Source organism: Streptomyces sp. H27-H1 (assembly GCF_026627445.1).
Classification (GTDB): domain Bacteria; phylum Actinomycetota; class Actinomycetes; order Streptomycetales; family Streptomycetaceae; genus Streptomyces.
On the sequence record NZ_JAPNLJ010000004.1, the window covers coordinates 170098 to 190612 of the forward strand.

The following is a 20515-nucleotide window of genomic DNA, read 5'->3' on the forward strand; positions in this document are numbered from 1 at the left end:
GTGGGGTACGGGACAATGGGCCCATGAGTCTGTTCCGCGACGACGGCATCGTGCTGCGCACCCAGAAGCTGGGTGAGGCGGACCGCATCATCACGCTCCTGACCCGGGGGCACGGCCGGGTCCGGGCCGTCGCCCGCGGGGTCCGGCGCACCAAGTCCAAGTTCGGCGCCGGGCTGGAACCCTTCTCCCACGCCGACGTGCAGTTCTTCGCGCGCGGCAACGAGTTGATCGGCCGCAGCCTGCCGCTCTGCACGCAGACCCAGATCATCGCCCCGTACGGCAACGGCATCGTCACCGACTACGCCCGCTACACCGCCGGCACCGCGATGCTGGAGACCGCCGAGCGGTTCACCGACCACGAGGGCGAGCCCGCCGTGCAGCAGTACCTGCTGCTCGTCGGCGCCCTGCGGACCCTCTCGCGCGGCGAACACGCGCCGAACCTCATCCTCGACGCCTTCCTGCTGCGCTCCCTCGCCGTCAACGGCTACGCGCCGAGTTTCGACGACTGTGCCAAATGCGGGCTCCACGGACCCAACCGGCACTTCTCCGTCGGCGCGGGCGGGGTCATATGCGGCGACTGCCGCGTTCCCGGCAGCGTCGTACCCTCGTCGGAGGCCATCGCCCTGCTCAGCGCACTGCTGACGGGCGACTGGGGCCATGCGGACGCGTGCGAGGCGCGTCACGTGCGGGAGGGCAGCGGGCTGGTCTCCGCCTACTTGCACTGGCATCTGGAGCGCGGGCTACGCTCCCTTCGGTACGTCGAGAAATAGGAGCTGGGCACATGGCACGACGCGGGATTCTGGGACGCTCTCGCCGCGAGTACAAGGTTCCCGAGCCGCACCCGTCCGGTGAGCGCCCGCCGAAGATCCCCGGCGAGCTCGTCCCGAACCACGTCGCGGTGGTCATGGACGGCAACGGCCGCTGGGCCAAGGAGCGCGGCCTGCCGCGCACCGAGGGCCACAAGGTCGGCGAGGGCGTCGTACTCGACGTGCTCAAGGGCTGCCTGGAGATGGGCGTCAAGAACCTTTCCCTGTACGCCTTCTCGACGGAGAACTGGAAGCGCTCGCCCGACGAGGTGCGCTTCCTCATGAACTTCAACCGCGACGTCATCCGGCGCCGCCGTGACGAGATGAACGAGCTGGGCATCCGCATCCGATGGGTCGGCCGCATGCCGAAGATGTGGAAGTCGGTCGTCCAGGAGCTCCAGGTCGCGCAGGAGCAGACCGTCGACAACGACGCGATGACCCTGTACTTCTGCGTCAACTACGGTGGCCGCGCGGAGATCGCGGACGCGGCGCAGGCCATCGCGCGCGATGTCGCGGCCGGCAAGCTCGACCCGTCGAAGGTCAACGAGAAGACCTTCGCGAAGTACATGTACTACCCGGACATGCCGGACGTGGACCTCTTCCTGCGCCCCAGCGGCGAGCAGCGCACCTCCAACTACCTGCTCTGGCAGAGCGCGTACGCCGAGATGGTCTTCCAGGACGTCCTGTGGCCCGACTTCGACCGCCGCAACCTCTGGGCGGCCTGCTACGAGTACGCCCAGCGCGACCGCCGCTTCGGCGGGGCGGTGCCGAACCAGGGGGAGGGTCCCGGCACCACCGGGTAGCCTCCCGTGTCGTGGACAACGGGGAGATGGTTCTCGACTACCGGCCGACCGCCGACGACTACCGGACGGCGATGCGGGCCTGGTCCTCCGGGACCTGGCCCGGGCGCCGGGAGCTGGTCCTGCCCACCGTGATGGCGCTGACCGGGGTGGGGCTGTACGCGTGGGTGCGCGGCTTCGATCCCGTCATCAGCCTCATCGCGACCGGCGTCGTGCTCCTCACCGCGGTGACCGGCACGGTACGGGGCCGCAACCGGATCGCCCGCGAGAGCTACGCGCGGGTCGAGTCCCACGGGGACTGCCGGACGCTGGTGAGCGAGGCCGGGATCAGCACCACGGGTGCCGGGCCCGACGGCTCCACCGTCGACTGGCAGGGCTTTTCCGGGTACTGCGAGACGCCGGAGCTGTTCGTGCTGAGCGAGAAGCGTGGACGCGCCCTCGTGGCACTGCCCAAGCGGGGCGCGACCGACCCCGCCGACCTGGCGCGCGTACGGGCCCTGCTGGACGGCAAGCTGCGCCGGTTCTAGCCGGCCGCCGCGCAGTCCGCGCAGGTGCCGAAGATCTCCACCGTGTGGGCGACGTTCACGTAGCCGTGCTCCGCCGCGATGGCCTCCGCCCACTTCTCCACGGCCGGACCCTCCACCTCGACGGCCTTGCCGCACTTGCGGCAGACCAGGTGGTGGTGGTGGTCCCCGGTGGAGCAGCGCCGGTAGACGGACTCGCCGTCACTGGTCCGCAGCACGTCGACCTCGCCGGCGTCCGCGAGGGACTGCAGGGTGCGGTAGACGGTGGTCAGACCCACGGAGTCGCCGCGGTGCTTGAGCATGTCGTGGAGTTCCTGGGCACTGCGGAACTCGTCCACCTCGTCCAGCGCCGCCGCTACGGCGGCCCGCTGTCGGGTGGATCGTCCTCGTACTGGCGCGGTATTCATCTCGCCAGGCGCAGTCGCCACCGGTTCCTCCTCGTTTCGGCCTCGGCCCATTGTGCCAGGCGGCCGAGTGCCCGAGCCCTTCAGACCTTCACGTCGTCCCGCGTACAGACCTCTTCGGCGGCGTGGGCGGCCCTGGCCCGGCGCCGGGCCAGGGGAGTGGACACGGCGGTCATCACCATGAAGACGGCGATGGCGAACAGCACGATCGTGGCGCCCGAGGGCACGTCGATGTAGTACGTGGTCGCCGTGCCGGAGAGGGAGACCAGCACGCCGATCACCATGGACACGGTCAGGGTGGCGGTGAACCCGCGGGTGACGCGCTGGGCGGCGGCGACCGGGATCACCATCATGGCGCTGACCAGCAGCAGGCCGACGATGCGCATCGCGACGGTGACGGTGACGGCGGCGGTGACGGCCATCAGCAGGTTCAGGAAGCGCACCGGCAGGCCGGTGACCCGGGCGAACTCCTCGTCCTGGCAGACCGCGAACAGTTGCCGGCGCAGACCGATGGTGACGGCGACGACGAACAGGGCGAGGATCACGACCGCGGTGATGTCCTCGGCCGAGACGGTGGTGATGGAGCCGAACAGGTAGCTGCTCAGGTTGGCCGTCGAGCCGCCCGGAGCCAGATTGATGATCATGACGCCGCCGGCCAGGCCACCGTAGAAGAGCATGGCCAGCGCGATGTCCCCGCTGGTCCGGCCGCGGGAGCGGATCAGCTCCATGCCGACCGCGCCGATGACCGCGACGAGGGTGGCCATCCACACCGGGCTGGTGTTGAGCAGGAAGCCGAGCGCGACGCCGGTCATGGCCACGTGCCCGATGCCGTCGCCCATGACCGCCTGGCGGCGCTGTACGAGGTACGTGCCGATCGCGGGGGCCGTGACGCCGACCAGGGCGGCCGCGATCAGGGCCCGCTGCATGAAGGCGTAGTCGAGGATGTCCATCAGCTCAGCAGTCCCGTCCGGAGCGGCTCGGCGTCGTGCGCCGAGTGGGGGTGTACGTGGTCGTGGCCGGGCAGCGCGTGCTGGCCCAGGGCCTCCGGGGGCGGGCCGTCGTGCGTGACGCAGCCGTCGCGCAGGACGACGGCCCGGTCGATGAGCGGCTCCAGCGGGCCCAGCTCGTGCAGGACGAGCAGCACGGTGGTGCCGGCGGCGACCTGGCTGCGCAGGGCGTTCGCCAGGACCTCCTGGTTGGCCAGGTCCACGCCGGCCATCGGCTCGTCCATGATCAGCAGCTCGGGCTCGACGGCGAGCGCGCGGGCGATGAGTACCCGCTGGTGCTGGCCGCCGGAGAGGGCGTTGACGGAGGCGTCGGCGTACGAGCCCATGTCGACCAGGTCCAGCGCGCGTTCCACGGCGGCCCGGTCGCTCTTGCGCAGGAACCCGAAACGGGTGCGGGCGAGCCGGCCGGCGGAGACGACCTCGCGGACGGTGGCCGGGACCCCGCTGGCGGCGGTGGTGCGCTGGGGCACGTAGCCGATGCGCGACCAGTCGCGGAACCGCTTGAAATCGGTGCCGAAGAGGGAGAGGGCGCCGTCGCTCAGCGGGACTTGGCCGACCACGGCGCGGACGGCCGTGGACTTGCCGGAGCCGTTGGCGCCGAGGAGGGCGACGACCTCGCCGCGGCGGACGGTCAGGTCGACGCCGCGCAGCACGGGGCGCGAGCCGAGCGAGGCGGTGGCCCCGCGCAGGGATATGACGGGCTGGTCCCGGGCCTCGGTGGGCTTGGACTCCATGGCTCGCGCCTCCGTTGCTGCTACTGCTGCCATTACTTGCTGCCGAGCGCCTTCTGGAGGTTCTTCAGGTTGGCCCGCATGACCTCGAAGTAGTCAGCGCCCTGGGACTTGTCCGTGATTCCCTCCATGGGATCCAGGACGTCGGTCTTCAGGCCGGTGTCCGCGGCGAGGGACTTGGCCGTCTTGTCGCTGGCCAGGGTCTCGAAGAACACCGTCGTCACATTGTCCTGCTTCGCCAGGGCCTGCAGGTCCTTCATCCGGGCCGGGCTCGGCTCCGACTCGGGGTCGACGCCGGAGATGCCCTCCTGGTCGAGGCCGTAGCGCTCGGCGAGGTAGCCGAAGGCGGAGTGGGTGGTGATGAAGGTCTTGGAGGCCGTGTTCTTCAGGCCGTCCTTGAACTCCGTGTCGAGCGTGCCCAGTTCGGCGACCAGCTCGTCCGTGTTCTTCTTGTAGTCCGCCGCGTGGTCGGGGTCGGACTTCTCCAGGGCCGCGCCGACGCCCTTGGCGATCTCCGCGTACTTGACCGGATCGAGCCAGACGTGCGGGTCCTGGCCGGCCTCGCCGTCGTTGTGGCCCTCTTCGGCGGCGTGATCGTGGTCGTCGTGACCGGAGGTGCTGTGCACCTCCAGCTCGGTGAGGCTGGCGGCGTCGACGATGTTCTTCACGCCGGACTGGGCGACGGCCTTGTCGACGGCGGGCTGCAGCGTCTTGAAGTAGAGGACGACATCGGCCTCGCCGAGCTGTGCGGTCTGCTTCGGGGTGATCTCCAGGTCGTGCGGCTCGACCCCCGGCTTGGTCAGGGTGTCGACCTTCACGTGGTCCTTGCCGATCTGCTCGGCGAGGAACTGCATCGGATAGAACGACGCCATCACGTCGAGCTTGCCGTCCTTGGCTCCGGCGGCTCCGGCCGTGCCCGAGCAGGCGGTGAGGGCCGTGGCGGCGAGGGCAGCGGCGCCGGCGAGGGCGGCGGTGGGTATGAGGCGTCGTCGTACGTTCATGACATCCATTTTCATCAAAGATGGAAACGATTGTCAACAACGCTGGTGGGAGGGGTGCCGGGGGCCGTGGGCGGGGGGCCCGATTTGAAGGAGGGGGTGCGGGCGCCGGTAACCTTGAGGCTTCGCCGTTCGTCCTCGTAAATGAAGAGAGCACCGTGGCCGCCGACAAGATCGAAACCATCGTCAGCCTGAGCAAGCGCCGTGGCTTCGTTTTCCCGTGCAGTGAGATCTACGGCGGCTCCAAGGCCGCCTGGGACTACGGCCCGCTCGGTGTCGAGCTCAAGGAGAACATCAAGCGCCAGTGGTGGAAGGCGATGGTCACCGGGCGTGAGGACATCGTCGGCCTCGACTCGTCCGTGATCCTGGCCCCCGAGGTCTGGGTGGCGTCCGGCCATGTCGGTACCTTCTCGGACCCGCTGACCGAGTGCACCTCCTGTCACAAGCGCCACCGCGCCGACCACCTGGAAGAGGCGTACGAGGCCAAGCACGGCCGCACGCCCGCCAACGGTCTCGCCGACATCAACTGCCCCAACTGCGGCGTGAAGGGCCAGTTCACCGAGCCCAAGCAGTTCTCCGGCATGCTGGAGACCCACCTCGGCCCCACCCAGGACACCGGCTCCAAGGCGTACCTGCGCCCCGAGACGGCCCAGGGGATTTTCACCAACTTCGCCCATGTCATGACCTCCTCGCGCAAGAAGCCCCCCTTCGGCATCGCGCAGATGGGCAAGTCCTTCCGCAACGAGATCACGCCCGGCAACTTCATCTTCCGCACCCGCGAGTTCGAGCAGATGGAGATGGAGTTCTTCGTCAAGCCGGGCGAGGACGAGCAGTGGCAGGAGTACTGGATGCAGGAGCGGTGGAACTGGTACCGCGACCTCGGCATCCGCGAGGAGAACATCCGCTGGTACGACCACCCGAAGGACAAGCTGTCCCACTACTCGAAGCGCACCGCCGACATCGAGTACCGCTTCAACTTCGGTGGCAATGAGTTCTCCGAGCTCGAAGGCGTGGCCAACCGCACCGACTTCGACCTCAAGGCCCACTCCGCCGCCTCCGGCCAGGACCTCGTCTACTTCGACCAGGAGACCAAGGAGAAGTACACCCCGTACGTCATCGAGCCGGCGGCCGGTGTGAACCGCGCCATGCTCGCCTTCATGCTCGACGCGTACAACGAGGACGAGGCCCCCAACGCCAAGGGCGTCATGGAGAAGCGCGCCGTGATGCGCCTCGACCCGCGCCTGGCCCCGGTCAAGGTCGCCGTCCTGCCGCTGTCCCGCAACGCGCAGCTGTCGCCGAAGGCCAAGGGCCTCGCCGCCGACCTGCGCAAGTTCTGGAACATCGAGTTCGACGACGCGGGCGCCATCGGCCGCCGCTACCGTCGCCAGGACGAGATCGGTACGCCGTTCTGCGTCACCGTCGACTTCGACACCCTCGACGACAACGCGGTGACCGTGCGCGAGCGCGACACCATGAAGCAGGAGCGCGTCTCCCTGGACCAGATCCAGAGCTACCTCGGCAGCCGTCTGCTCGGCTGCTAGGTTCCCGCCGCGAGAACGCTGTGGCCCGGTGCGCGACGCGCACCGGGCCACAGCCGTATCCGACGCAGGTCAGGCGGGCACGGGACCGGGCCCGGTGGCGGTCGCCAGAGCCGCTGCCCTGGCCTTGCCCTCGGCCTGCGTGCGCTTCGAGAACCGGACGGTCCAGAAGATCAGCGCGACAAGGAAGCCGTAGATCAGGACGGGGCTGACCACGACCATCGTGTCCACGCTCAGCGCGTAGGCCAGCGCCACCCGCAGCGAGGCCTCCACCAGGTACGCGACGCCCCACACGGTGGTCATCAGCCGCATCGCCTTGCGGAAGTCGGGGTACTGCCAGAGGCCGTTGAAGTACCCCACGCCCTCCTTCGTCCCGTCGGTCCCGAACTTCCGGCCGAAGTAGAACATCAGCGGCCGGGGAGTGAACAGGGTGGCGATGCAGAGCGCGCCGAACAGGCCGGTCACTCCCGAGTCCTTGACGAGCAGGGCGCGGGCCGAGTGGGTGCCGATCAGTGTGACGAGGGCGGTGATCACCAGGAAGACCAGGGTGACCACGGCGAATTCGTCGATCTTGCGCCGCCAGGCGAGGTGGACGAGGGAGTCGACCACCGGCCAGGCGCCACTGACCAGGAGCGCGGAGAACTCGCTCCAGCCCCGGTCGGTGAGCATGTTGTACGTGAGGATGGGCGCGACCACGTTGAACCCGATGGTCAGGATCCAGCCGATGGCGGCAGCGGCTCCGGACCGGGCCGGCGGCCCGGACTGTGCTGCCGGTACTTCTTGAGCGGACAAAGTTCCCCCTGGAACAGACCTGATGATGTGCGGTAGGGGGAACGTAGGAACACGGCCGGGGTGTGGCAAGGCCTGCCGCCCCAAGAAATGATCAAGCTGTCCGGAGTGGCCGATTCCATCCGGCCCTCGGACCCTGCCCTGCAGAGCGAACTGCCCGCCCCAAGAGGCATGTCCTAGGCGCGCAGACCCCGGATGACCAGGGCGGTGACCGCCTCGAACTCGGTGGTGATGGTCGGTGAGAGCCAGTCCGCCGCGTACTGCGGATCGTGGAAGCGGCCGGTGGCATCGAATACCGCGCGTGCGGCGGCCGGCACGTCGGGGGCGGTGAACGACCCCGCCGAGACCCCCTCGCCGATGATCCGGGACAGCTGCTCGATCAGCGCGGTCAGGTGGTCGTCGACCACGCCGCTGTTCTCGCCGAGCAGCACGATGTACGTCGCGAACAGCTCCGGGTCGTCACCCGCCTTGTGGCGCTTGGCATCGAACAGCGCCTCCAGCCACGACTCCAGCTTGGAGGGGGCAGGCTCGGCCGGCGCCGAGGCGATCTGCTCCAGCACGATCACGCTCTTGGCGAGCCAGCGGTCCGTGACGGCCTCGCGCAGCGCCGCCTTCGACGGAAAGTGCCGGTACACGCTGCCGTGGCTGACGCCCAGGGCGCGCGCCACGTCCACCACGGTCGCCTTGGTCGGGCCGAAGCGGCGCAGCACTTCCTCGGTGGTTTCGAGGATGCGCTCGGGGGTGAGGGGTTCGGCGGCTGCGGGTGGCATGAGGACGACCGTACAGCCGGATCAGTGCTCACTGTCCAGGTGGGCCATCTGCGCCGCCGGGTACCGCTCGCCGAAGGCCGCCCCGGCCGGGACCGCGTCCTCAATGGCCGCGAGATCGGCGGGGGTCAGCACCACCTGAAGGGCGCCCAGTGCCTCGGTGAGCCGGTCGCGGCTGCGGGCGCCGACCAGCGGCACGATGTCCTCGCCCCGGGAGAGGGCCCAGGCGATGGCGGTCTGGGCGACGGTGACGCCCTTCTCGTCGGAGACCTTGCGCAGGGCGTCGACCAGGTCGAGGTTCCGGTCGAGGTTGTCGCCCTGGAAGCGGGGGCTCATGCCGCGGAAGTCGCCCGGAGCCAGTTCCCGGTCGCGGGTGAAGTGTCCGCTGATCAGGCCGCGGGACAGCACCCCGTACGCCGTGATGCCGATGCCGAGCTCGCGGGCGGTAGGCAGGATCTCCTCCTCGATTCCGCGGGAGATCAGGGAGTACTCGATCTGGAGGTCGGAGATCGGAGCCACGGAGGCGGCACGGCGCAGGGTGTCCGCGCCGACCTCGGAGAGCCCGATGTGCCGGACGTGCCCGGCCGTGACGGCCTCGGCGATGGCGCCGACGGTCTCCTCGATCGGTATGTCCGGGTCCAGGCGGGCGATGCGGTAGATGTCGATGTGGTCCCGGCCGAGCCGCTGGAGCGAGTAGGCCAGGAAGTTCTTGACGGCCTCGGGCCGGCCGTCGTACCCGGTGAAGCCGCCCTCCACCGTGCGTAGGGCGCCGAACTTCACGCTGGTCAGCGCCTTGTCGCGGGCCGCGGCGGATGCGGTGCGCAGGGCTTCGTTGATGAGGAGCTCGTTGTGCCCCATGCCGTAGAAGTCGCCCGTGTCGAGAAGGGTGACCCCGGCGTCGAGGGCGGCGTGGATGGTGGCCAGGGACTCCGCCCGGTCGGACTCGCCGTAGAGGGCGGACATCCCCATGCAGCCCAGTCCCAGGGGGAAGGCGGCGGGGCCGGTGGTCCCGAGAGTGCGGTGCGGTGCCTTGAGCTGCGCTGAGGTGTTCCCGTTCGTCGTCATGAAACGAGAGTGGCATGACGGGTGACAGATTTCAATATCTGTCACCCGTCAGGGTGAGGGTGCGGTCGGAGTGGGGGTGTCCGGTCAGGCCGCCGCGCGCAGGGTCAGGGCGGCGGCCGCGACCACGGCGAGGACGGCCGCCGGGGCGAGCTCGTAGTCCTTCGCGCGCAGGTGGGTGAGGACCGCGCCGATGAAGTAGAGCGTCACGCCGACGGCGGCGGCTATGCCCAGCGGGGTCAGCCACAGGCCTGCGACCAGGCCGATCGCGCCCGCCACCTTGAGTGCGGCCAGGCGGGGAAGCCAGGAGTCCGGCACTCCGACCCTCTCCATGTTCGCCGTGATCGCGGGGTTCCGCTGCAGCGTGAAGGTGGCGGACGCGAGGAGGACGAGGGCGAGCAGTCCGGCGACGACGGCATAGGCGATGAACATGATGGGCTCCAACGATCGATAACGTATAACCATTGAATAGCATCAACGATCGGCAGAGCGCAATCATTTCCCGGTTGTTACGATGTGGACATGACGGCGCTTCAGGACTCCCCGGAACCCGCGGACCCCCCGCAGCGGCTGGGCATGCTGCTGGCCTGGCACGGATCGGTCGCCCAGACCCGCATGAAGAAGGCGCTCAGTGCCGCCGGACTCACCCCGCGCCACGCGATGACCCTGACGCACCTGGCCGACGGCCCCATCAGCCAGCGCGCGCTGGCCGAGCGGCTCGAAGTGGACCCGAGCGTGCTCGTCGGGATCCTCAACGACCTGGAGGGCGGCGGCCTCGCCGAGCGCCGACGCGACCCGGCCGACCGCCGCCGACACAACGTCGCCATCACCGACGCCGGCACCAGCGCCCTGGCCAAGACCAACGAGGCCCTCGACGCCGTGGAACTCGGGCTGTTCGCCGGCCTCTCCGACCAGGAGCAGGACCTGCTGCGCGGCTTGCTGGGCCGGATCGACTCGCACGCCGAGGACTTCGCCTGCGGCGAATAGCCGGAAGCCGGAAGCCGGAAGCCGGAAGCCGGACAGCCGGACAGCCGGGCCGCCGGGCCGCCGGACGGGAAGCACCGACGCGGCCCGCGTCAGTGCCGCGGCGCGGCGTCCTTGCGCAGAGGGCCGGCCGCGGGCTCCAGGGCCAGGGCCGTGCGCCGGGCCGTCTCCTGCGCCCAGTTCCCGCTGGTGGCGAAGCCGACGAAGAGGACGAGCAGCCCGCAGGCCGTGATGATCCACCAGGCCGGCTGGGCCGCCGCCGCGAAACCGGCGGCGGATCCGGTCCCGCCCCCGGCGCCGCCCGCCATCCCGGCGGCCAGGACCGCGCCGACGATCGCCACGCCCAGCGCCCCGCCGGTCTGCCGGCTGGTGGAGGCCACCGCCGCGGCCACTCCGGCCTGGGCGCGCGGCATCCCGGAAACGGCGGTGTTGGTGATCGGCGCGTTGACCAGACCGAACCCGATGCCGAAGAGCACGTACCCGCAGAACAGCAGCGGCGTCGAGCTCTCGGCCGAGAACGCGGCGAACAGCAGCCCGCTGGCCCCCATCGTCACGCCCGCGACCAGCAACGGCAGCCGCGGTCCCCGGGTCGCCACGAGCCGCCCCGAAACGGGTGCGCAGAGGAAGGCGAGCACGGCCATCGGCAGCATGTACAGGCCGGCGTCCAGGGCGCCGAGGCCCCGTACGTCCTGTAGGTACAGGGTGTTCAGGAAGAGGAACCCTGACAGTGCGGCGAAGGCGCTGACCGCGATCACCGTGGCCCCGCTGAAGGGGGCGCTACGGAAGAACCGCGGGTCGATCAGGGGCTCCGCCCGCCGTGACTCGTACGCCAACAGTCCGGCCAGGGACAGGACGGCGACGAGCCCGCACCCCAGGATCAGCGGAGAGCGCAGTCCGGCGGAGGGGGCCTCGATGATCCCGAACGTCACCGACCCGAGCAGCCCGGCGACCAGCAGCTGCCCGACCGGGTCGGGGCGGCGCGGGTGCTCGGCCCGGGACTCCGGGATGTAGCGCAGGGTCAGCACGAGGGCGAGGATGCCGACGGGGAGGTTGATCCAGAAGATGGAGCGCCAGCCGACGGAGTCCACGAGCAGGCCGCCGATCAGCGGGCCCGCGGCCATGGAGATGCCGACGACCGCCCCCCACACGCCGATGGCGCGGGCACGCTCGCGCGGTTCGGTGAAGGTGTTGGTGATGATCGACATGGCGACCGGGTTGAGCATCGAGCCGCCGACGGCCTGGATCATCCGGAAGGCGATCAGCCAGCCGAGGCTCGGGGCGAGCGAGCAGAGCACCGAGCCGGCGGTGAAGAGCACGACGCCGACGGTGAAGACCTTGCGGCGGCCGATCCGGTCCGCCGTGGAGCCGGCCAGCATCAGGAGTGCGGCCAGGACCAGCGTGTACGCGTCGATCGTCCACTGCATGCCGGCCACGGAGGCGTCCAGATCGCGGCGCATGGCGGGGAGGGCGACGTTCAGGACCGTGTTGTCCAGACTGACGATGAGCAGGCTCATGCAGCAGATCGAGAGGATCAGCAGGCGCCGCCGAGGGGTCAACTCGTCCATGGGCCGATAGTACGCCTAACTAAAGACATGCGATCAGTGGCGCGGCTGAGCCACAATGGTGGAATGACCACGCTCCCCCCGCCTCTCGCGATCGGCCCGCACACCGTGCAGCCCCCGGTGGTGCTCGCGCCGATGGCCGGCATCACCAACGCCCCGTTCCGTACCCTGTGCCGCGAGTTCTCGGGCGGCAAGGGGCTGTTCGTGAGCGAGATGATCACGACCCGGGCCCTGGTCGAGCGCAACGAGAAGACCATGCAGCTGATCCACTTCGACGAGACCGAGAAGCCTCGCTCGATCCAGTTGTACGGAGTCGACCCCGCGACGGTCGGCAAGGCGGTCCGCATGATCGTCGAAGAGGACCGCGCCGACCACATCGACCTCAACTTCGGCTGCCCGGTGCCCAAGGTCACCCGCAAGGGGGGCGGCTCGGCCCTCCCGTACAAGCGGAACCTGCTGCGCGCGATCCTGCGCGAGGCCGTCGCGGGCGCGGGCGACCTGCCGGTGACCATGAAGATGCGCAAGGGCATCAACGACGATCACCTCACCTACCTCGACGCCGGCCGGATCGCCGTCGAGGAGGGCGTCACCGCCATAGCCCTGCACGGCCGCACCACCGCCCAGCACTACGGCGGCACCGCCGACTGGGATGCCATCGCACGGCTCAAGGAGCACGTGCCGGAGATCCCGGTGCTCGGCAACGGAGACATCTGGTGCGCCGAGGACGCGCTGCGCATGGTCCGCGAGACCGGCTGCGACGGGGTGGTCGTGGGACGCGGCTGCCTGGGGCGGCCGTGGCTGTTCAACGACCTGGTCGCGGCCTTCGAGGGGCGCCCCGAGGACTTCCACAAGCCGACCCTGCGGGAGGTCGCGCACACGATGCTGCGCCACGCGGAGCTGCTCGGTGAGTGGATCGGCGACGAGGCGCGCGGGGTGATCGACTTCCGTAAGCACGTGGCCTGGTACACCAAGGGCTTCTCGGTGGGGTCGGAGATGCGGCAGAAGCTCGCCGTCACCTCCTCCCTGGCCGAGCTCGACGCTCATCTGAGCGAGCTGGACCTGGATCAGCCCTGGCCGGACAGCGCGGACGGTCCGCGGGGCCGTACGTCCGGAAACAACCGGGTTGTCCTGCCCGAGGGCTGGTTGAAGGATCCGTACGACTGCGCGGGTGTGAGTGAGGAAGCCGAACTGGACACGTCCGGAGGCTGAGAAACACCTGACAAACTGTGCCGTCGACGGCGTGACATACGCCACGCATGGGTGAGGTTTCGCTCAGATGAGCGAGATGGTCACGGGTAAGACTTTCAAAGGGTGGCACTGGGTGCCACCCTTTGTTCGTTCAAGTCTTGAACGCAAATGTATCGATGATCGCTCATCCGAGCGTAAGCAAGCCGGAGTGAGCCCCTCATCCTTCGGGAGATGAAGACTCTTCGTAGGTTTTGGCTACTGGCCAGTTACATTCGATCTGCTGGCACGCAGGTGGTTACGGCCACGTGACGGCCAAGTGGACGTACCCATAAGCCTTCGATCTGGGTATGTTCCTGGCCGTCAGGGCAGCCACCGAGCCTCGAGGAGTCGAGACCCGTGTCGGAAAACAAAGATCAGAAGTTCGTCTACGACTTCACGGAGGGCAACCGCGACCTCAAGGACCTTCTCGGTGGCAAGGGTGCCAACCTCGCCGAGATGACCAACCTGGGTCTGCCGGTCCCTCCCGGCTTCACCATCACCACCGAGGCCTGCAAGGTCTACCTCGACAGCGGCGAGGCCCCGGCCGACCTGCGCGAAGAGGTCAGCGCGCACCTCGCCGCCCTCGAGGCGAAGATGGGCAAGAAGCTCGGCCAGTCGGACGACCCGCTGCTGGTCTCCGTGCGCTCCGGCGCCAAGTTCTCGATGCCGGGCATGATGGACACCGTCCTCAACATCGGCCTCTCCGACAAGTCGGTGATCGGCCTCGCCTCCCAGTCCGGTGACGCGCGCTTCGCCTGGGACTCGTACCGCCGCCTCATCCAGATGTTCGGCAAGACCGTCCTCGGCGTGCACGGCGAGCTCTTCGAGGACGCCCTCGAGGAGGCCAAGGCCGCCAAGAAGGTCACCGTCGACACCGATCTCGACGCCGCCGACCTCAAGAAGCTCGTCACGCGCTTCAAGAAGATCGTCGCGAAGGACGCCGGCCGCGAGTTCCCGCAGGACGCCCGCGAGCAGATGGACCTCGCCGTCGAGGCGGTCTTCAACTCCTGGAACACCGACCGCGCCAAGCTCTACCGCCGCCAGGAGCGCATCCCCGGCGACCTGGGCACCGCGGTCAACATCTGCTCCATGGTCTTCGGCAACCTCGGCCCCGACTCGGGCACCGGCGTCGCCTTCACCCGTGACCCGGCCAGCGGCCACGCGGGCGTATACGGCGACTACCTCCAGAACGCCCAGGGCGAGGACGTCGTCGCGGGCATCCGCAACACCGTGCCGCTCGCGGACCTGGAGTCCATCGACAAGGCCTCGTACGACCAGCTCATGACGATCATGACGACGCTGGAGAACCACTACAAGGATCTCTGCGACATCGAGTTCACCATCGAGCGCGGCCAGCTGTGGATGCTCCAGACCCGGGTCGGCAAGCGCACCGCCGGCGCCGCCTTCCGCATCGCCACCCAGCTCGTGGACCAGGGCCTGATCACCGAGGGCGAGGCCCTCCAGCGGGTCACCGGACACCAGCTCGCGCAGCTGATGTTCCCGCGCTTCGACGAGGAAGCGAAGGCCGAACTGCTCGGCCGCGGCATCGCCGCCTCCCCGGGCGCGGCCGTCGGCAAGGCCGTCTTCGACTCCTACACGGCCGTCAAGTGGTCCCGCTCGGGCGAGAAGGTCATCCTGATCCGCCGCGAGACCAACCCGGACGACCTCGACGGCATGATCGCCTCCGAAGGCATCCTGACCTCGCGCGGCGGCAAGACCTCGCACGCGGCCGTCGTCGCCCGCGGCATGGGCAAGACCTGCGTCTGCGGCGCCGAGGACCTCGACGTCGACACCAAGCGCCGCCGCATGACGGTGGGCGGCACGGTCATCGAAGAGGGCGACGTCGTCTCCATCGACGGCTCCACCGGCAAGGTCTACCTCGGTGAGGTACCCGTCGTACCGTCCCCGGTCGTCGAGTACTTCGAGGGCCGCATGCACGCCGGCGCCGACGACGCCGACGAGCTCGTCGGCGCGGTGCACCGGATCATGGCGTACGCGGACCGCGTCCGCCGCCTGCGGGTGCGCGCCAACGCCGACAACGCCGAGGACGCGCTGCGCGCCCGCCGCTTCGGAGCCCAGGGCATCGGCCTGTGCCGCACCGAGCACATGTTCCTCGGCGAGCGCCGCGAGATGGTCGAGCGCCTGATCCTCGCGGACACCGACGACGAGCGCGAGGAGGCACTCAGTGCCCTCCTGCCGCTGCAGAAGAAGGACTTCGTCGAGCTGTTCGAGGCGATGGACGGACTGCCCGTCACGGTGCGCCTGCTCGACCCGCCGCTGCACGAGTTCCTGCCCGACATCACCGAGCTGTCGGTGCGCGTCGCCCTCGCCGAGTCCCGCAAGGACCACAACGAGAACGACCTGCGCCTGCTCCAGGCCGTGCACAAGCTGCACGAGCAGAACCCGATGCTGGGTCTGCGCGGCGTCCGCCTCGGCCTGGTCATCCCCGGCCTGTTCAAGATGCAGGTCCGGGCGATCGCCGAGGCCGCGGCCGAGCGCAAGAACGCCAAGGGCGACCCGCGCGCCGAGATCATGGTCCCGCTGGTGGGCACCGTCCAGGAGCTGGAGATCGTCCGCGACGAGGCCGACGCGGTCATCGCCGAGGTCGAGGCCGCCACCGGCACCAACCTCAAGCTGACCATCGGCACCATGATCGAGCTGCCCCGCGCCGCCCTCACCGCCGGCCAGATCGCCGAGGCCGCGCAGTTCTTCTCCTTCGGCACGAACGACCTGACCCAGACGGTGTGGGGCTTCTCCCGCGACGACGTCGAGGCCAGCTTCTTCACCGCCTACCTGGAGAAGGGCATCTTCGGGGTCTCGCCCTTCGAGACCATCGACCGCGACGGCGTCGGCGCGCTGGTCCGCAGTGCCGTCGAAGCCGGCAGGGCCACCCGCCCCGACCTCAAGCTCGGCGTCTGCGGAGAGCACGGCGGCGACCCCGAGTCCGTCCACTTCTTCCACGAGGTCGGCCTGGACTACGTCTCCTGCTCGCCGTTCCGGATCCCGGTCGCGCGCCTGGAGGCCGGCCGGGCCGCCGCCGAGGCGAAGGGCAGCGACAGCCGCTGACCGCTCCACGGCCCTGACGCCCAGGGCCCCCTCGACTGCGCCTGCCCCCGGGTTCCCTGACGCCCGGTGGCAGGCGCGTCCATTTTTTCGGCGTTCCCAGAGGTTCCCGGGGGTTCCCAGAGGTTCCCGGGGGTTCCCGGGGGTTCCCGGGGGTTCCCGGGCCGTGTCGGCGTTCTCGGGGTCTTCCCCGGCCTTACCCGGCGGGCAGTATTAGTTCAATGTTGTTCCACATGACTTAACGGCAACAGGCAGTGGACGGATCCCCACCCGTCCACTGCCTGTTGCCAATCCGCCGGACACGTCGGCGCTTCCCGGTGCGACCGACCGCCAGGCCCCGCAAAGCCCCCCACGGCCTTCGCGGAGCGTTTCGGTCGCGCCGGAGTGTGCCCGGCGGAGTACAGGATTTCGGTTGTCACACCCTCGCCGAAAGGGGTTTCAACTGTGGCTGAAAGGCCATGGTGACCACGTGTGACGGCGTGCATACTCGAGGGGCGGGGGGATTGCGGTTGCACAGGTGGGGGTTCGGGTGCTGCGTATCCATTTCACTGGAGTGGACCTCGCGCGCGTAAGGATGGCAGGGCGTCCGGATGCGTTGTGGGAAACGATTCTGAGTTTTCACCGGTTAAGAGACCGACGGGATAGCCGGCTCTTCGGCGATTGGCGTGCCGAAGCCCGCACCCGGTTGAATGGTGAAACACGACTTCTCGGTGCGCTGATACCGAGCCGGGGCTATTTCCCCGATTTCCTCACCCCCGTGGAGGGGCGCTACGGGTGGGACGTGGGCCTCGACGCGCTACGGGGGATCCGCCCCGAGCGGCTGCGGCGCGAGCTCACCCTGCTCGGCCGGGGCATAGAGGCCGGCTCCGGCATGGCGGCGGCCTTCGGGATGCCCCCCGCGGCCGACGGGGGCGCCTACCGCGGCGCCGAGACGCCGGTCCCCAGGCGGCTGCGGGACTTCATGGAAGGGGACACCGCGCACCTGCCCCGGCTGCTGGGGGAGCTCCGCGGCTACCACCGGGCGGCCGTGGAGCCGTACTGGACGCACATCCAGGCCCAGATCGAGGCCGAGCGGGCCGCGCGAGGGCGGGCGCTGCTCGACGGGGGAGCGGACGAGCTGCTGGCCTCGCTGCCGCCGATGCTGCGGTGGCGGGCTCCGGTGCTCGAGTGCGACTACCCCGTGGACCGGGACGTACGGCTACGGGGGCGCGGGCTGCTGCTCCAGCCCTCCTTCTTCTGCCGGCGCACGGCGGTGACCCTGCACGATCCGGAGCTGCCGCCCGTGCTCGTGTATCCGGCGGCGGCGGAGCCGTCCTCGGCCGCTGCCGGCGAGGCGGCCCGGCCGGCGGAGGAACGGCGGCGGAACCGCCAGCACACCCTGGGCAAACTGGTCGGGCACACCCGCTCCGTGGTGCTCCAGGCGATCGGTGACGGGGCCACCACCAGTGAACTGGCCCGGCGGGCCGGGGTCTCGCTGGCCTCCGCGAGCCAGCACGCCGGGGTGATGCGGGAGGCGGGTCTCGTCACCACGCTGCGGATGGGCAATGCCGTGCTGCACACCGTGACGCCGCTGGGCGCTGCGCTGCTCAAGGGTGGGGCCATGGTGTCGTGATCCGGCCGCGCCCCCGGCGGGGTCTCACCCCGCCGAGGTGCGGCCGGTGGTGCCGTGCGGCGTCCTTCCCGGGGGGCCTGCCCCCGGACCCCCGCGCCTCAAGTGCCGCCAGCTACCGCTGGGAGGGGCCCCGGGGCGGGGCTGGATTTGGCCCCGGCGGTGCTGGATTCGATCAGGTGCGGAACGGGCCCGTCACCTCGTACGTGATGCCGTCCGTGGAGCTGCCGGTGGTGCCGCGCTGGCTGCTGAAGTAGAGGCGGTTTCCGGCGGGGGAGAAGGCCGGGCCGGTGATTTCCGAGGAGGACTGGCCGGTGACCCGGAGGAAGGGGGCGACCACGTCGTCCGGGGTGATCACGCAGATCTCCAGGTTGCCGCCGTCCTCGGCGATGTAGAGGTCGCCGTACGAGGAGCCCGTGACGTTGTCGACGCCCGTCAGGGGGGCGCCGCCGCCGGAGACCAGGGAGTCGTCGTAGGCCAGCTCGTAGGTGCTGTTCGTGAGGTTGAGCTGCCAGACCCTGTTGTCGCCCTTGGTGGTGAACCACACCGTGTCGTTGGCGTAGTGGCAGCCCTCGCCGCCGTTGAACTTCTTCGAGCCCGAGACCTGGCCGCGCGTGGCGGTCGGCGAGCCGTCCGGGTCGGGGACGTCGGCCCAGGTGAAGGAGCCGGAGGCGGCGGTACCGGCCTTGAGGACTTGGAGGGTGCCGGAGGAGAGGTTGCCCCAAGTGGTGGGGATGAAGCGGTAGAAGCAGCCGCTGGTCTCGTCCTCGGTCAGGTAGACGACCTTGCGCACCGGGTCGGCGGCGGCCGCCTCGTGCTTGAAGCGGCCCATGGCGGGGCGCTGCACGGAGGCGTTCACCCCGTACGGGTCGGTCTCGTAGACGTAGCCGCGATCGACCTCCTCGCAGGACAGCCAGGTGTTCCACGGGGTCTTTCCGCCCGCGCAGTTCTGCCGGGTGCCGGACAGGATCCGGTAGGCGCCGGTGACGGTGCCCGAGGAGTCGAACTTCACCGCGCTCGCGCCGCCGGAGGGGTTGATCTCCGAGTTCGACACGTAGATCCAGCCCGCGCCGTCGGCGAAGCAGGCACCGCCGTCGGGGGCGCTGTGCCAGGTGTACGAGGTGCCGCCGACCGTCTGGCCGGAGCGGGCTATCACCCGGCTGCTGAAGCCCGTGGGCAGCATGATGCCGTTCGCGTCGGCGGCGCCGAGCGCCCCGTAGGGCCCGGCGCCGGGCTGGGCGGGGGCCGCGTAGGCCGCGCCGTGCATCAGCGTGCCGCCGAAGGCGGCTGCGGAGGAGCCGATGACGGCCCCGCGAAGGAAGGTACGACGTTCCACGGTCACTCCTGTGGGAGGAGAGGCTCCGCGCCCGGTCGGGCGGGGAGTCACACACGCGTCGAGGAACTTAGAGCCGTCGAGTTGACGTGACGTCAATTCCATATGACGCGGGAGCGACCGGCGGGAGGTCAATCCTCCCCGCGGGATTTCCGGAAAATTCGAACGGCGCGGGACGGCGTATCGCGGGACTTTCTGCCCTGGGGAGGGGGCGGGTGCGGGAGGATGGTGGACTGATGGACCACAACGCCGCCGCCCCCGACATCTCCGGCCGCGCCGACCTCGACGTCGTGCTGCGCCGCTTCTACACGGCGGCCTTCGCCGACCAGCGGATCGGGCCCTTCTTCACCGAGATCGCCGGCACCGACCTGGAGGTGCACCTGCCCCGGATCACCGACTTCTGGGAGCGGGCCCTCTTCCGCAGCGCCGACTACCGGCGCGACGCCTTCGCCCCGCACGAGGCCCTCCAGTCCGCCCGCGAGATGACCGCCGAGGACTTCGGCCGCTGGGTGCAGCTGTGGCGCGCCACGATCGACGGACTGCACCGGGGGCCGAACGCGGAGCGGGCCAAGGCCCAGGGCGAGCGGATCGCGCTGTCCCTGCACAAGCGGCTGTCCGGCGCCGGGCCCTCCGTGGAGAGCGCCGACGGGCTGGGTTTCGTACCGCTGGCGGCCCTGCGGCTGCGCTCGACCACGGGCTGACGCGGCCGGTCCCGGTCAGACCTGCTCCGACCGCTCTCCGACCTGGCCTGCGCTGACCGGTCTCCGACCTGCGGGTTCGGGGATTCTTGAAGAAACTTCGCCGGGAGCGATGAGTTTCCCGGGAGACCCCGGTCTACCTCTCGAAAGCAACGGGACCCCCCGTGGGAGCCGTGAGAACCGAGAGAAGAGAGACCGCGATGTCCTCCACCATGATCTTCGTCAACCTGCCGGTCAAGGACCTCGACGCGACCAAGGCCTTCTGGGGGAAGCTCGGCTACTCCTTCAACGCTCAGTTCACCGACGAGAATTGCGCCTCGATGCCCATCACCGACTCGATCGTGGCGATGTTCCTGACCGAGGCCCGCTTCAAGGACTTCACCCACAAGGCCATCGCCGACACCGCCACCACCACCTCGGTGCTGCTGTGTCTGAGCGCCGAGAGCCGCAGCGCCGTCGACGAGCTCGTCGACGGGGCCCTGGGGGCCGGCGCCACCGAGCCCCGTCCCGCCCAGGACCACGGGGTCATGTACGGCCGCGCCTTCGACGACCTCGACGGTCACACCTGGGAGATCATGTGGATGGACCCGGCGATGATCCAGGGCTGACGCCT

The 20515-nt window shown here is 69.7% G+C and carries 20 protein-coding genes; 10 read left to right on the plus strand and 10 right to left on the minus strand.

Annotated features, from left to right (window positions below; genetic code table 11):
* Positions 1 to 23 precede the first annotated feature (23 nt).
* The 3 genes from recO to OTB20_RS05620 are packed head-to-tail and all read left to right on the plus strand — an operon-like array spanning position 24 to position 2133.
* Positions 24 to 770, plus strand: a complete 747-nt coding sequence (gene recO / locus OTB20_RS05610; protein ID WP_267753320.1) for a DNA repair protein RecO — start codon at positions 24 to 26, stop codon at positions 768 to 770.
* Positions 771 to 781: 11 nt separating this feature from the next.
* Positions 782 to 1609: an isoprenyl transferase gene (locus OTB20_RS05615; protein WP_267753322.1), complete on the plus strand. Its 828-nt coding sequence runs from the start codon at positions 782 to 784 to the stop codon at positions 1607 to 1609.
* Between the two features lie 11 nt (positions 1610 to 1620).
* Entirely contained in the window at positions 1621 to 2133 is a 513-nt protein-coding gene (locus tag OTB20_RS05620) for a YcxB family protein (RefSeq protein WP_267815475.1), read from the plus strand.
* On the opposite strand, the gene OTB20_RS05625 is transcribed toward OTB20_RS05620, so the two are convergent.
* The 4 genes from OTB20_RS05625 to OTB20_RS05640 are packed head-to-tail and all read right to left on the minus strand — an operon-like array spanning position 2130 to position 5273.
* Positions 2130 to 2558 carry a transcriptional repressor gene (locus OTB20_RS05625; RefSeq protein ID WP_324289282.1) on the minus strand — a complete coding sequence of 143 codons (429 nt, stop codon included), beginning with the start codon at positions 2556 to 2558 and terminating at the stop codon, positions 2130 to 2132. The two genes, OTB20_RS05620 and OTB20_RS05625, sit on opposite strands and share 4 nt — an antisense overlap.
* A 59-nt stretch (positions 2559 to 2617) precedes the next feature.
* Positions 2618 to 3484: a metal ABC transporter permease gene (locus tag OTB20_RS05630; RefSeq protein WP_267815476.1), complete on the minus strand. Its 867-nt coding sequence runs from the start codon at positions 3482 to 3484 to the stop codon at positions 2618 to 2620.
* Positions 3484 to 4275: a metal ABC transporter ATP-binding protein gene (locus tag OTB20_RS05635; protein ID WP_267815477.1), complete on the minus strand. Its 792-nt coding sequence runs from the start codon at positions 4273 to 4275 to the stop codon at positions 3484 to 3486. The genes OTB20_RS05630 and OTB20_RS05635 overlap by 1 nt, the downstream gene beginning before the upstream one ends.
* 32 nt (positions 4276 to 4307) lie before the next feature.
* A complete protein-coding gene (locus OTB20_RS05640) occupies positions 4308 to 5273 on the minus strand; it encodes a metal ABC transporter substrate-binding protein (RefSeq protein ID WP_267815478.1) in 966 nt (321 codons plus the stop codon).
* A 155-nt stretch (positions 5274 to 5428) separates the two neighbouring features.
* Here OTB20_RS05640 and OTB20_RS05645 point away from each other — a divergent pair, with 155 nt between their 5' ends.
* Positions 5429 to 6811: a glycine--tRNA ligase gene (locus OTB20_RS05645; RefSeq protein ID WP_267815479.1), complete on the plus strand. Its 1383-nt coding sequence runs from the start codon at positions 5429 to 5431 to the stop codon at positions 6809 to 6811.
* Positions 6812 to 6880: 69 nt separating this feature from the next.
* Here OTB20_RS05645 and OTB20_RS05650 read toward each other — a convergent pair whose 3' ends face one another.
* From OTB20_RS05650 to OTB20_RS05665, 4 genes are all read right to left on the minus strand, one after another.
* The gene (locus tag OTB20_RS05650) at positions 6881 to 7600 is read right to left on the minus strand and encodes a VC0807 family protein (RefSeq protein WP_267815480.1); all 720 of its coding nucleotides are present in this window, start codon (positions 7598 to 7600) and stop codon (positions 6881 to 6883) included.
* Positions 7601 to 7773: 173 nt separating this feature from the next.
* A complete protein-coding gene (locus tag OTB20_RS05655; protein WP_267753333.1) occupies positions 7774 to 8367 on the minus strand; it encodes a TetR family transcriptional regulator in 594 nt (197 codons plus the stop codon).
* Positions 8368 to 8388: 21 nt separating this feature from the next.
* Positions 8389 to 9429 (minus strand): aldo/keto reductase, encoded by a 1041-nt coding sequence (locus tag OTB20_RS05660; protein WP_267815481.1) that lies wholly within the window; start codon positions 9427 to 9429, stop codon positions 8389 to 8391.
* A gap of 84 nt (positions 9430 to 9513) precedes the next feature.
* A complete protein-coding gene (locus OTB20_RS05665) occupies positions 9514 to 9858 on the minus strand; it encodes a DoxX family protein (RefSeq protein ID WP_267815482.1) in 345 nt (114 codons plus the stop codon).
* Between the two features lie 90 nt (positions 9859 to 9948).
* Between OTB20_RS05665 and OTB20_RS05670 the strand changes: the two genes are divergently transcribed.
* On the plus strand, positions 9949 to 10413 hold the full coding sequence (locus tag OTB20_RS05670; protein WP_267815483.1) for a MarR family winged helix-turn-helix transcriptional regulator: 465 nt from the start codon (positions 9949 to 9951) through the stop codon (positions 10411 to 10413).
* A gap of 89 nt (positions 10414 to 10502) precedes the next feature.
* Here OTB20_RS05670 and OTB20_RS05675 read toward each other — a convergent pair whose 3' ends face one another.
* Positions 10503 to 11975, minus strand: a complete 1473-nt coding sequence (locus tag OTB20_RS05675; RefSeq protein WP_267815484.1) for an MFS transporter — start codon at positions 11973 to 11975, stop codon at positions 10503 to 10505.
* 63 nt (positions 11976 to 12038) lie between these two features.
* Between OTB20_RS05675 and dusB the strand changes: the two genes are divergently transcribed.
* The 3 genes from dusB to OTB20_RS05690 all read left to right on the plus strand — a co-directional run bounded on the left by dusB (position 12039) and on the right by OTB20_RS05690 (position 17874).
* Positions 12039 to 13181: a tRNA dihydrouridine synthase DusB gene (dusB, locus tag OTB20_RS05680; RefSeq protein WP_267815485.1), complete on the plus strand. Its 1143-nt coding sequence runs from the start codon at positions 12039 to 12041 to the stop codon at positions 13179 to 13181.
* A gap of 375 nt (positions 13182 to 13556) precedes the next feature.
* Positions 13557 to 16265 carry a pyruvate, phosphate dikinase gene (ppdK, locus tag OTB20_RS05685; RefSeq protein ID WP_267815486.1) on the plus strand — a complete coding sequence of 903 codons (2709 nt, stop codon included), beginning with the start codon at positions 13557 to 13559 and terminating at the stop codon, positions 16263 to 16265.
* A 526-nt stretch (positions 16266 to 16791) separates the two neighbouring features.
* Positions 16792 to 17874 carry an ArsR/SmtB family transcription factor gene (locus OTB20_RS05690; RefSeq protein WP_267815487.1) on the plus strand — a complete coding sequence of 361 codons (1083 nt, stop codon included), beginning with the start codon at positions 16792 to 16794 and terminating at the stop codon, positions 17872 to 17874.
* Between the two features lie 172 nt (positions 17875 to 18046).
* On the opposite strand, the gene OTB20_RS05695 is transcribed toward OTB20_RS05690, so the two are convergent.
* Positions 18047 to 19207 (minus strand): alkaline phosphatase PhoX, encoded by a 1161-nt coding sequence (locus OTB20_RS05695; RefSeq protein ID WP_267815488.1) that lies wholly within the window; start codon positions 19205 to 19207, stop codon positions 18047 to 18049.
* 233 nt (positions 19208 to 19440) lie between these two features.
* Between OTB20_RS05695 and OTB20_RS05700 the strand changes: the two genes are divergently transcribed.
* Together OTB20_RS05700 and OTB20_RS05705 are read left to right on the plus strand one after the other, a co-directional pair.
* A complete protein-coding gene (locus OTB20_RS05700; protein WP_267815489.1) occupies positions 19441 to 19905 on the plus strand; it encodes a group III truncated hemoglobin in 465 nt (154 codons plus the stop codon).
* A gap of 197 nt (positions 19906 to 20102) precedes the next feature.
* Positions 20103 to 20510, plus strand: a complete 408-nt coding sequence (locus OTB20_RS05705) for a VOC family protein (protein ID WP_267815490.1) — start codon at positions 20103 to 20105, stop codon at positions 20508 to 20510.
* Positions 20511 to 20515 lie beyond the last annotated feature (5 nt).